This window comes from Chromatiaceae bacterium, from assembly GCA_024235395.1.
Lineage (GTDB): Bacteria > Pseudomonadota > Gammaproteobacteria > Chromatiales > Chromatiaceae > Thiosocius.
In genome coordinates this window covers 804,860-816,746 of sequence record JACKMK010000004.1, presented here as the reverse complement: position 1 = coordinate 816,746, position 11,887 = coordinate 804,860, and the positions used below count along the sequence as shown (strand labels likewise).

Below are 11,887 nucleotides of genomic sequence, written 5' to 3'. Positions count from 1 at the left end.
CGGCGGGCCGTCAGCGATAGATGGTCGTTGGTGTAGCCGCGCTTGACGGCCCATTTGAAGAAGCGGGATACCCGTTGGATATTCTTGCGTGCTGTCGTGGTGGACATCGATTTGTCACCCATGCTTAGCATCTCGCTGATCGATTTTGAGGCGTAGCGGAGTGACTTGTTGATGTTGGGCGGCAGCGTCAAGATGGTCTGAACGTAATCGCTCGTCTTGCGATTGTCGAAGTCAGCGACCCCCTGGTCTCCAACGATCCGAAGGAACAGCGCGAGGATTGCCCGGATCTCGCGCGAGGTTTTTTTGCGCTCCAGTCACGGGCGTTGTCGTGGTGCTTACAGAACTCCTCAACGGCTACCGAGAGTAGATCTGGATAGGATTCAGAATCGTCAGCCGGTTCAAAGTAATCAGGGGAAGAGAGCCTGTCTCGCAATGATCATGCGGGTCGCAGATATTCTTGACCTGAAAAACAGCTGGTTAGGTTAGGTCCAGATGCTCTGCATTGGCGCCTACAATGTTTCAACTTGAAGGCACGCCCGCAGTCGGGACAGACGGCCGGATCCTCATGGTCCACTGAACACTTCAAAGAAGCGGCGGAGGACTTAGGTTCGGGCTGCTATTTCTACCGGCTTTTTCCGTGTTCGGTGATGGCGATTTCGATGGGCGCGATGGAGTCGAGGATACTGGTGCTGGGCCTTCGACCCATTGGTGGTACCCATCGATGCTGATCAAGACTCTGCCGTCCGGGGCCTTGATCCAGACCTGGCCTTCCAGCCACACGCCGTTCTTTATCTTCGTCCGAATAGCGTTTTCGGTGTAGCCACTCTCTTCGGAAAATCGCCGGATCGTTGGCCAATTGACTGGCATCAGGCGAGCCCGCCCCTGTGGCGCACAGATCTTCTCCCGTTAGCCGTAGCCTCTGATGTATCGAAGACGCGGGACACTTCCGTCTCTTTGCCGGTGTGTAGCTTCCCCGATTTCCACGGGCGCCCAGCCGAGCCGTACTCGAGCGACAGAACGCCCGGGCTAGCGAAGCCTCCCGCGAAGAACAGGGAAGGTTCGTCAACGTGAAAACGAACGACAGTCGGACGAGAGCAAGAGCGCACCCCGTTTGTCACAGCATCTCACCCTTGAAGACCACCACGCCGCAAACTTGGGTGGCCTCATCCATTTCGGTGATGCGATCTGGCCAGGCAGGGTCGAGGGCCTTCAGGTAACGGCGCCCGCCTTCAATAATCAACTGCTTGAAGTCCGCTTCGTCCGATCCCGCTAGATGCACAATCACAAACTTGCCACTCTCTGGCGGGATCTCAGGATCAACAAAAATGAGATCGCCTTTGCCGAATTTCGGCTCCATGCTGGCGCCCTTGACGCGGAGCACATAAGTTCTCTGACTGCACGGTACAGGGCAGGGAAGAAGGCCTTCGAACCGGACCCTCTGTTGCTCTAGGCTGGTGGCATGATCCGTTGGCACTTGAGACCAGGCAATGATTGGACACAGAGTTACCACATCAGCGCCAATGGCCTCTGCCGTCGAACCGACACCGGGTTTCTGATGCCGGGTGGTGTCGGGTTTGGCTACATCTTCGTGAGCTTCAGGCCCATCCGCGTCGTGTGACTCGGGGATCCCGTCCTTTAGCTCGTCAGCCGATTCGGACCAGGCGACGATGTCTTGCGCAGGATTGCCAAGACCGGGTTCATTGTGCGCGTGGGCGCGAACCGCGAGCGCCGCATTTCCGGACATCGTTACCCAGTTGCCGAACCGAACGCCCCTTGGCGTGCGAGATACGCGGGCTTGCAATTCGTGCGGCTCATCCATCCAGCCTTGAGGTTTGCCCATTCCCTGTTCGAGACGCGCTGAAAGCTCGTCGCCGATACCGCGCGGGGTACCCTTGGCGGTGCGCATCTTGCGCCGCACTTGGCTGATGTAGGACTCACTGGTGCCGGCCAGCTGAGCCAGCCGCGTGGCCGATCCGGCCTCGGCAATCAGAATCTCGAGATTATTTAGACGGATGTCTTCACGTTGCCGTTTCATGTCAATCACTAAGCGGCTAAGTCCATTAGAATTTAGCATAGTGGTAAACAGTTTCAAGCACGGGGTGTCTGGACGGGGTTTTTCGTGCTGCTAAAGTTTAGCAGAATGGACCTCAGACGCTTCCTTCAACTTTCCTCCAAACGCGAGCGTGCCGAAGTCGCCGCAGGCTGCTTCAGCTCGGTCTCCTACCTCTATCAACTCGCTGGAAAACATCGCTACGCCAGTGCCTTACTGGCGACTCGGATAGAGAAGGCCACTCACGACGTGGCGTCGCGATCGGAGGGGCGGTTGGCTGCCGTAACGAGGGAAAGCCTGGTTCGTTATCCGGAAATCTTCGCGGACCTCGATGAAGAGGGCGACCGGCCATGAACCGCGATGTGCAGCCCGGCAGCGGCCCCTCCGTATCAGAGCCTTCCATGGACCCGGTGTCGGGCCGGTTGCTCGAACTGGCGGTCTCGGCCATTCGACCGTATGACCAGAACCCGCGCCATGGAGACAACCCCGAATACCAGCGCATCAAGGCATCGGTGCGCACCCAGGGTCTGGACCAGCCGCTCGTGGTCACGCAGCGGCCCGGCGAGTCAACGTACATGCTGCAAGCCGGTGGCAATACCCGGTTGCGCGTTCTCCGTGAACTCTACGCCGAGACCGGTGACGAGCGTTTCGCTCGGGTGAACTGCCTTTACCGTTCCTGGACCCGGGAGATGGATGTCCTCCTCGCCCATCTGCGGGAGAACGATCTGCGCAGTGGCCTGACCTTCCTCGACAAGGCCTTGGCCGTGAGCGAGGCCCGGCGTCTGCTTGAGGAGGAGCAGGGCGGGAGCGACATCACCCAAACCCAACTGGCCACGTCGCTCCGCGAGCGTGGGTTCGCGCTGAGTCAGGGGCTGATCTCACAGATGGCCTACACCGTCGACCGCCTGCTGCCGTTGATACCGACCGCGTTGAAGGGCGGCATGGGGCGTCCACAGGTCGAACGCATTCGCCAACTCGAGCGGGCAGCGCACAATATCTGGCGTCAGCATTCGATGGATTCAGACGACGACTTTGAACAGACCTTTGCGGCGCTCTGTCGCCGGTCCGACGATTCAGAATGGGATATCAATAACCTGCGGCGCGCATTGGAGGCAGAGATCGCGGAGCGGGCAGATCTCAGCATCCACGCCATCAGTATCGCGCTCGACAGCCACCTGCTTGGCGATGCGGGTCGGACAACCGCTACCGGGGCCGAAGGGTCTGTCCGCCCACCCAGTCAAGAGTCCGACGGCAGCAATCCCCCCGGCGCAACCGATCTGGCGACACGGAAGTCCGATGCGGCTCAGCGTGCGGCGGAGGATTCCGCGCCATGCGTCTCCGAGCGAGGGACTGCGGGCAGATCGGAGACGATCGCGGCGGCATCCGTCGGCGGGACAAAAAGCGGCTCGATGGAGTCGCCAGCAGCACGGCCTGGCGAAGGTGCCGGGAGGATGCGAGACCAACCCAAGCTTGCCAGTCGCGAGTCGCCGCTCGACAAGATGGATCTAAAATCGCTTCGCGGTCGGGCCTGGACCTTGGCAACTCGCCTGGCGCAGCGCAACGCCCTGAGCGAACTCATCCAGCCGCTGTCCGGCAAGGGTCTCGGCTTCGTACTTACCGATGTGCCAGATCCTGTCCTGGTGGACCAGCTCGACGAAGATGCCTTGGCCCAGGTCTCGATGGTGTGGTGGCATCTCGCTGCCGCCTCGGAAATGACGGTGGCGCCGGTCGAACAGCTGCTGCCAGTGCTGGGTGAGGAGTCCGTACTGCGACGGGCACTCGAAGAACAGGACGCGGGTCTGCTGTTCTCGAGTGTCTGGACCTTGGATCCCGGCCACATGGGTTTTCGGCTGTGGCGGCGCCTCGATGCGCGCAACTGGAAAGACCTCGTAGACCTGATGGAGACCTATCGCGCATTGCACCAGGCCGCAACGAACGCAGGGGAGGGGCTTTGGCAATGACGACGTCCGCCGGAACCAAGGAATCCGAACTGGTGATGGCCGTGATGCTGTATGCCATCCGCTGCCTGTCGGAGAATGACCAGCACGCCTTGCGCAACATGAATTTCGGCCCGGAGGAGGTCGCCGCACTACGTGAGCTCAACCTGGCCGATCTCTACCGGGCGGGCAGTCTCCAGGCGCATTGCCTGGACATCCAGCTCAACCGGGACGTTTACTGGCCGATGCTTGCACACCTGCGCCGCGAGCGAGAGAGCGAAGAGCTGCAACGTGACCTGATCCAGGCCGATGCCCCGCTCGAGATGATGCGTAGCCTGTTCGGTGTTGGCTCACGGGAGTATACGAGGCTGCGCCGCATGCTGGCCGTTGAGCCTGCGGTCGGTCGTCCGCCAGAGCCCGATGAAGAAACAGCGCACCGCCTTTGGCATGCGCTGTCTGCGCGTCTGGATGCCGACAAGGGTGACGGGCTCAGCCCAAACGCCTATCTGGCCGTGCACCGCGAGACCGGTGCGCCGCTGCGCGCAATCTGGAATCTTGCACAGCGCTTCTTGGAGTACGGCGACGTCTACGCGCCCAGCGAGGGGGCCTCGGCGGCCGCTCACCCGCCGAAGACCGTGATTGCCGGACATCATCGTGCGACCCGTGGATGAGTACGGTGTTGACACGACGGTATGAACCACAGTGGAGCAGACATCCGACCGGAAACCTATGCTCTCGATGCACTGATCCGCGAAACCCTCGCTCGTGGTGGTAGCGCATCGGCGGCGGATGCACTGCTCTTTCTCGGCAACACCCATCATGCCTTTCCGGCGCTCGTGGTACGGGACCCGGTTCTCGAGCCGGTCGACAAGCTGGTTTGGATGGTCGTCTACCAGAGCGCCCGAGGCACCGGCAGCAAGGCGGTGTTCCCGAGCTATGCGGACATAGCCCGGTTCGCAAACGTCTCGTCCAGTTCCACCGTCTCGCGTGCCATAGCAATCTTGCGCGCTACACGCTGGCTGTCACTGTGCGCCCGCGGCCGTGATACCAACGGCCGGTTTGCCGGCAATGTCTATGCGCTGCACGATGAGCCACTGCCTCTGGCAGACGCCTTGCACCTGGATCCTGGCTACATGGCGTTTCTACAGGAAGCGGCCAATCATCATCATGCGCGTGTGCGCCGCGTGATCGCAGGCGTCTCGGAATCATTGGATGCGGATATCCGCGAAGGCAGGGACGTGCTGGCCCCGGTGAACGCCATCGAGCGACGCCTCGAGGCGGTTGATGCTATCCAGCGCGGTAGCGGCCGGCGTTACTTCAGTTTCAGTGCCAGCGTGCTCGCAAGTTTGTCGAACGCCGCGAAGGAAAGCCGCGAAAGCGGCCGTGGCCAAAATTCAAAGGCGGTACCGCGAGCACCGCAAAAATCGAAGACGGTAGAACGTAGTAGTAGTAAATATAAAAATACAACTACAACAACACAGACTGCCTACGAAGGTTCCGCGCGCGAGGCGGTGGCGCTCGAGGGGTTGGTCTTCCCGCCGCGACTCAAGGAGAACCAGCGCGCGCTGGCCGCCCGGTATCTGGCGACAGTCCCCGCCGAGCATCGCCAGTCCGTGCTGGACGAACTCGCCGGCCGGCTGCAGGCGGAGCAACACGGGGCCAAGCCGGTGTACGACGAGCTGCGCTATCTGCACCACCTGTGTAAGCAGGTCAACCAAGGGGGCTTCGTCGAGAACCTGGGCCTGAAGGTGCAGACCGAGCGCGAACGCCGCCGCGCTGAGGCCGAGTGTCTGCGCGAAGAGGCCGCCACCCGGAACCAAGAGCGCACAGAACCTGCGTCGCGATCGCGCGGCGAGAACGCACTGGCCGAAATGCGCAAGCAGCTGAAACTGCCACCGTCAGGGCGCAAGTCTTGCTGAGGCATCCGAGCCTGCCTGCGAAATTATTACACTGTAATAATCCTGCCCGAAAACCACGGCAGCTCGCGTCATTGTTTCTTGTTCACGCCAAGCGCAGACCATGCGTTGATGGTGCGCACATCGAGAACCACCCGACGACGAGCGCCGATTGTCCGTGAGCCAAGACCCCGCCAAAGCATCATTTTCGCAACCACCCGAGAAACGGTCAGGGCATATCGACGATTCGCCCGGCGTGCTACGAGGCAGTGCCACCTTGACGTTACAGTCCCGCCAGGCGCAACGGCTCGTCAAGGGCCGCGCCTATAGCGTCGAGAAGCCGGCGATCATCGGGTTGCTCGGTTTCGCCAACCTGGTTCGAACCCTTTGGCATGGTGCTCGTGCCGATGATCCCTATGCCGACTGGTGGCTGCTGCAGATCCACGAGGCCATGGCGCAGACGGAGCATGAGCTCGTGACGTTGGAGCAGGGGATCTCGAGCCGCTTCGAAACGCTGGGCGCCATTGACGTTTCGGTGCCCGTATCGGACAAGCCGGCGCGTATCGCGCTCAACTTCAGTAATCCCTACGCGTTTCGTGCCGCCCGCCTGATCAGCGTATTCGACGCGCTGGCCTGCAAGGCGCTTAGCGCGCGACACGTGGGTCTGATCGGGCGCGACGAGTCGGAAAAGGTGTTGCACCAGGGCGGCCGGTGGATCAGGCGAGCCTTGCAGAGTCCGCTGGGTTATCGGCTCCTGGGTGTGACGCGCGACGATGTCGTCCAAAACACGGCGATGGCGATTCGGGCTCGGGAAGCCATGGGTGACATTCCAGACGACGTAGTGCGTGGTGTTCGGCGCGCACCCCATGCGCCGACAGTCATGAAGGAGCGACCGGTCGCATTGACCGACGCGGTCGGTCTGCTGTCACTGCCCCGCGAAATATGACATTGGGATGCGCTTGCGGCTAACCGCAACAAGCAAGGGCGTCTTTTGATCTGGCTCTCGGCGACACGGGTTGAATAATCGGGGCACTGATCCTTGTCGTGAGCAGCGCTGTGTCGGTATCGGAACTCACAAAGCCGAAACGTATCACCCTCATCCTCGACCCAGGCTTGGTCTTGGAGCGTCTTATCCTGCAGCGGCTGTACCGGCTGCAGCGCAAGCGGGGGCAGGATTGGTTGCGGTCTCTGCTGACGCAGGGCTTCCTCGCCGAGGGCCATTGGATCCGTGGTGATATCGGTGGCGACCGGGAGACTTTGGTGCCACGTGGAACAACGGTGCCCGCCACACCCTTTGGAAATTGGCTGAAGCGGGCAGGGGCAGTGAACCGATGCCCTGCCGAGACGACGCCGGCCGCTGTCGCAGCGGCAACACCGACGCCGAGCATAGACCCAGACTCGAAACCTTTTGCCCATCTCCGCAAGGTGATCGGCTGAACCCTGAGACCGACGATCCGGAGATGACCGTGGCCGACAGCGAGACCCTGAACCCCATCAGCATCGGCCTGGACGACGGCTATGCATTCACCAAGATTGCCTTGCCGGACGGGCGCCTGATCGCCATCCCCTCCCGCGCACGGATCGGTCACTCCAACGTCACCTGGCTGAACGGCAGCGAGCAGCGGGTGTTCGAGTACGAGACCGATGACACGCTGTTCGCCGTCGGCGAGGTGGACGGCGAGCCGACCCATTTCGATGGCTACCCCTTCTCCGGTCTGAACCGCGCCATCGTCCAGCATGCGCTGCACGAAGCCGGCCTGGCCGGCCAGTCCGTGCACGCGGTGTCCGGCTTGCCGGTCAGCAGCTTCTATCGGAAGCACGGCGACCAGCGGCTGGAGCTCATCGAGCGCAAGCGGGCGAGCCTGAAGCAGGCCGTGCAGCCAGTCGACGGGCGCCTGCCGGCCGCGATTGCGTTCCACGAGGTCATTCCGGAAGCGCTCGCGGCCTGGTACGACCACATCATTTCGGAGGCGAAAGGTGGCGTGCAGCTCGAGGCCGAGCGCCTCGGCGTGCCCGTCGCGGTGATCGACATCGGCGGACGGACCACCGATTTCGTCGTGGTCGCCGACCAGGCCGTGCGCCACGACAGCTCGGGGTCGTTGCGTTGTGGTCTGCTGGACCTCAAACGCCAGGTCGCGGCAGCCATCCGTGCCAAGTTCGACCTCGAGGAGCTTTCGGAGCGCGCGACCGACGATGCCGTGCGTAGCGGCAGCGTCCGCCTGTTCGGCAAGACGCATGATGTCGCCGAAGTAGTTCGGGATGCGCGACGAGAGCTCGTCCAGCGGCTGCACGCCGAGACGCAGCGGCAGCTCGGGCGGGGCGCCGAGCTCGAGCGGATCCTGTTCGTGGGCGGCGGCGCCGTGGCGCTCGCCGAGAACATCCGGGACTGGTTCCCAAATCAGACCATCGCGCCGCACCCCGCTTTCGCCAACGCGCGGGGGATGCTCAAGTACCTACGCTACGTCTGTCAGGAGCCGACCTGAGGCCAGTTTCATCCGTGGTCACTGCGGTCTCAGTGGCACCCGATGCATCGTCGGGCTGTGAAACCGATGCACGCACCCGAACCGCAAGGCAACGGTGTCAGCCCAGGAGTTCGTTTGCGGCCTCGATTCAACCCACCCTGCCGGGAATGTGCTCCCGACAGGGATGGCGCGTTCTCCGGATCCCATCTCGTTTGAAGGAGAACTGCCATGTCCAACGACGATACGAAGTATTTCGACCTCTACACCACCGGCATCGGTTATCTGAACCGTGTCCGGGAAGTGACGCCGAAGGAAGGCTCTGCCTTCTGGAGCGTCACCATCGCCGCCCTTCGGGGCAGCGTCGACGACGTCCAGTACACCTATTTCGAGTGCCGCGTGTCCGGCCAACAGGCGCAGAAGCTTGTGCAACAGCTCAAGCCAGCCGTCGAGGGCAAGCTCAAGGTGCTCGTGGGCTTCACGCTCAGCGACTTGGTCGCTGAATCCTTTACCTATAAGAACGGCGACAAGGCCGGTGAGACCGGGGTCAGCCTGAAGGCGCGTCTTCTGCGCGTCGGCTGGGCCAAGGTCGACGGCCAACCGTTCTACAAGGACCAGGCGGCCTGATCTGCCTACTCGACCGGGTGACTTCGTCGCCCGGTCAACTTCCACCCATCGGGGAGCCATCCCCGTGGGATCTGTCTCCCCATACCTCATGAGGAGACCTCAATGAACAACCAGGACGTGGAGCCGCTCCCGGTCGAGAATCGCTTCGATACGTTGAAGCCGGGTGCACTCAACCGTGCGGAGAAGGACACGCTGATCAAACTGGCCCTGTCCGTGCTTGCCGATCGCCATCGAGCGGGACGCGCACTGAGCAGTCCGGAGCAGACACGCGACTTTCTTCGCCTGAAGCTCGTCGATCGCAAACACGAAGTGTTCGGCGCGCTGTTCCTCGACAACCGTCACCGGGTGATCCGGGTGGCCGAGATGTTCCAGGGCACCATCGACGGTGCTTCGGTCCATCCTCGGGTCGTGGTGCAGCGGGCCCTCGAGCTCAATGCGGCCGCGGTCGTCTTTTTTCACAATCACCCTTCGGGGGTTGCCGAGCCGAGCCATGCCGACGAGGCGATCACCCGGCGGTTGCGCGAAGCGCTGGCGCTGGTGGACGTACGGGTGCTCGATCACTTCGTCGTCGCCGCCGGCGAGAGCGTGAGCTTTGCAGAACGAGGGCTTATCTGAGTCCAAAAGTCATCAACCATCGACCTGCCGGGAGGGCGTACGCCGCCCGGCAGGGAGGAGGTGCGTCTCCGAGGTCGTAATCCCAAGGAGAACCACGATGAGCAATCAACCGAGTGAGCACCCGTTTTTCGGGGAAGTCATTTCCGTCTACACGCGCGCCGAGGCCCTGGCCGACGGCGTCTTGATCGACGCAGGAAAATGGCCCGCGAGGCCGGCTTCCGTTGGCCAGTCGCCATCACGGCTGGTGCCTGGGCAGACTGCGTAGCCTGGGACGAGGCCGACAGCAAGCGACAGACCCATCAGGACCAGTCGGGTCGCCTGTGGGACGTGCTGTTCATGGCTGCCTACGCTGCACGGGCCAATGCCACTGGAAGTTCCGAGCTCCTGTTCGAGCTCTACCGCGTGCCGCGGGACGGCCGGGCCACCGAATCCGAGCTCACCAAGCTGAAGCTGGTGGTGGGCCCGGGTGACGACGGTGAGCCGGTCATGACCATCCTGCTACCGAACGAGGACTGACCACGCCGGCCGATGCCGGCATCTTCTCCCTGGCCACTTGGGTAAGAGTGGCATCCTTCCTCTTGGTCTCTGGGTTCCAGGCCAGTCTCACTGTTCGGTCGGCTCCGAGAACCGGTATGCGCCGGCGAATGGCCGGCCAGCTTGTCGCCTGCCGACATTTGACGTACATTAAAACGTACAGTTAAGCGTACTATTAGAGGTCGCTATGTCGAAGGTAAGAGTGGATGAGGATATCCGCCCCTTGTCGGAGTTCCGCGCCGAGGTGGCATCTTTCGTTAAGCACATTCACGAGACACGGCGACCGATGGTCTTGACCCAGCGAGGACGCGGCGTCGCCGTTCTGATGGATGTGCATGAATTCGAGCTGATGCAAGAGAGGCTGGAGATTCTCGAGGACATCTATCGTGCCGAGGAACAACTTGCCGCCGGCGAGGCCGTGCCACATGAAGAGGCGAGGGCGCGGGTCCTGAAGAGCCTCGCTCGGTGAAGGTGGAGTGGTCTCCGCTGGCACTGGATCGGGTATCAGAGATCGCGCGCTACATCGCCAAAGACAACCCGGATGCCGCCGAGCGGTGGGTGAACGACCTGTTCGATGCGGTCGAGCGCCTGGTGGATTTTCCGGAGAGTGGCCGCATCGTTCCAGAAGTTGGCGTCCGGCGAATCAGAGAGGTGATCTTCGGCGCCTATCGAGTGATCTACAGCGTCAAGGACAAGGTCGAGATCCTCACAGTACGCCGGGGAAGCCGACTGCTGGATGTGAGCGAGATCGACGATGAACACGACTAACAAGACCACGGCACCAAAAGCGCAGCGCCCAGGGCCGGGTGGCTCGCCGTCTGAGCGAACCAGCCGCGGCCCGCGTGTGCCGAACGAAGCCGCGCCCTGACGTGCGGCGTCCGCGGATTATTACACTGTAATAATCGCTCGCCCGCCGCTCGAAGCCGCCACCTTATCCCGAATCAGCTGTCCACAGAGTCCACAGGCCCTGCCCGCCACGGCAAAGCGAGCCTTCGCACTCGCGTCGCCAAGGGCGGGACCGCGCCGCGCGCGGGGCCTGTGGTCCCCTGTGGGCAGGTGACGCCGCTCCGCAGGTCCGCCAGATGCTCTCATTGCAGCGCCTGTGACAGGCGAACGCCTGGCGCCGGGGCTGTCACGCTGCGAAGGCGCCCGTGTCACTAGCGAGCGCAGCGGGGTAGTGACGCGGGCGGCTGAGCCCGAATCCACGCCGTGCCAGCGCCGATTTTCCCGGTGACGCGCGAATGACGCGTTCCTAAACTGCCGCCCACGACCGATTCATCCGCGGCCACTGCGGCAAAGTGGCAGAGGGTCGCCCACCCTCGACGTTTCGTCGAATCGGGCATGCGCGCCTCGGACCGGATTCGGCGTGCCGACCGAGAGGTCGCCGGTCCATCGTCCAAAGCATCGATCTCCGGATCGATTCCATCGGTGAGCAACCGCTCGCCATTCCACGACAACTCAATGCAACTGCCGGCTGGCAGTTCGCCGGGTCTGCTCTCAAGTCAAGCGAAAGTCCCTTTCGCTCAACTCAACGGCGGTAATGCGTAACCGCACGTCCAAACGTTCCACGTGAAGCAACACAGAAGGAGGTGATGCAACTTCGAAGCTCGGCCCACAACGGGCCCGTTGGTTCACACCGGACCGATCCCCAACAGGGGAGAACCGGTGTTGTCTGCAACCAGACATCTTCAGGTTGAACGGGAGTGGTGTCCCGCGCTCGTTGCCGCGCAAGCGGATTCGGTAGGCCAAGGCCGCCGAATGAGCAGAAAC

Annotated in this window: 11 protein-coding genes and 1 pseudogene; 11 read left to right on the top strand and 1 reads right to left on the bottom strand. The window is 62.3% G+C overall.

Features of this window, described 5'->3' with window-relative positions; genetic code table 11:
• Positions 1–1,114: 1,114 nt before the first annotated feature.
• Positions 1,115–1,744: a S24 family peptidase gene (locus H6955_22210; protein MCP5316286.1), complete on the bottom strand. Its 630-nt coding sequence runs from the start codon at positions 1,742–1,744 to the stop codon at positions 1,115–1,117.
• 396 nt (positions 1,745–2,140) lie between these two features.
• Between H6955_22210 and H6955_22205 the strand changes: the two genes are divergently transcribed.
• The 11 genes and pseudogenes from H6955_22205 (at position 2,141) to H6955_22155 (ending at position 10,885) form a co-directional block, all read left to right on the top strand.
• Complete coding sequence (locus H6955_22205; protein MCP5316285.1) at positions 2,141–2,404, top strand: hypothetical protein; 264 nt, start codon at positions 2,141–2,143, stop codon at positions 2,402–2,404.
• A 47-nt stretch (positions 2,405–2,451) separates the two neighbouring features.
• Positions 2,452–4,011, top strand: coding sequence for a ParB N-terminal domain-containing protein (locus H6955_22200; protein MCP5316284.1), 1,560 nt, complete (start codon positions 2,452–2,454; stop codon positions 4,009–4,011).
• Positions 4,008–4,658: a DUF2857 domain-containing protein gene (locus tag H6955_22195; GenBank protein ID MCP5316283.1), complete on the top strand. Its 651-nt coding sequence runs from the start codon at positions 4,008–4,010 to the stop codon at positions 4,656–4,658. The genes H6955_22200 and H6955_22195 overlap by 4 nt, the downstream gene beginning before the upstream one ends.
• Positions 4,659–4,679: 21 nt before the next feature.
• Positions 4,680–5,906, top strand: a complete 1,227-nt coding sequence (locus tag H6955_22190; protein ID MCP5316282.1) for a helix-turn-helix domain-containing protein — start codon at positions 4,680–4,682, stop codon at positions 5,904–5,906.
• Positions 5,907–6,159: 253 nt separating this feature from the next.
• Positions 6,160–6,828, top strand: a complete 669-nt coding sequence (locus H6955_22185) for a TIGR03761 family integrating conjugative element protein (protein MCP5316281.1) — start codon at positions 6,160–6,162, stop codon at positions 6,826–6,828.
• 514 nt (positions 6,829–7,342) lie between these two features.
• Entirely contained in the window at positions 7,343–8,365 is a 1,023-nt protein-coding gene (locus H6955_22180; GenBank protein ID MCP5316280.1) for a ParM/StbA family protein, read from the top strand.
• Positions 8,366–8,572: 207 nt separating this feature from the next.
• On the top strand, positions 8,573–8,968 hold the full coding sequence (locus H6955_22175; protein MCP5316279.1) for a DUF3577 domain-containing protein: 396 nt from the start codon (positions 8,573–8,575) through the stop codon (positions 8,966–8,968).
• A gap of 102 nt (positions 8,969–9,070) precedes the next feature.
• Positions 9,071–9,583 carry a DNA repair protein RadC gene (gene radC / locus H6955_22170; protein ID MCP5316278.1) on the top strand — a complete coding sequence of 171 codons (513 nt, stop codon included), beginning with the start codon at positions 9,071–9,073 and terminating at the stop codon, positions 9,581–9,583.
• Positions 9,584–9,680: 97 nt separating this feature from the next.
• Positions 9,681–10,099: pseudogene (locus H6955_22165) on the top strand (hypothetical protein).
• A 205-nt stretch (positions 10,100–10,304) separates the two neighbouring features.
• Positions 10,305–10,586 carry a type II toxin-antitoxin system Phd/YefM family antitoxin gene (locus H6955_22160; GenBank protein MCP5316277.1) on the top strand — a complete coding sequence of 94 codons (282 nt, stop codon included), beginning with the start codon at positions 10,305–10,307 and terminating at the stop codon, positions 10,584–10,586.
• Positions 10,583–10,885 carry a type II toxin-antitoxin system RelE/ParE family toxin gene (locus H6955_22155; GenBank protein MCP5316276.1) on the top strand — a complete coding sequence of 101 codons (303 nt, stop codon included), beginning with the start codon at positions 10,583–10,585 and terminating at the stop codon, positions 10,883–10,885. The genes H6955_22160 and H6955_22155 overlap by 4 nt, the downstream gene beginning before the upstream one ends.
• Positions 10,886–11,887 lie beyond the last annotated feature (1,002 nt).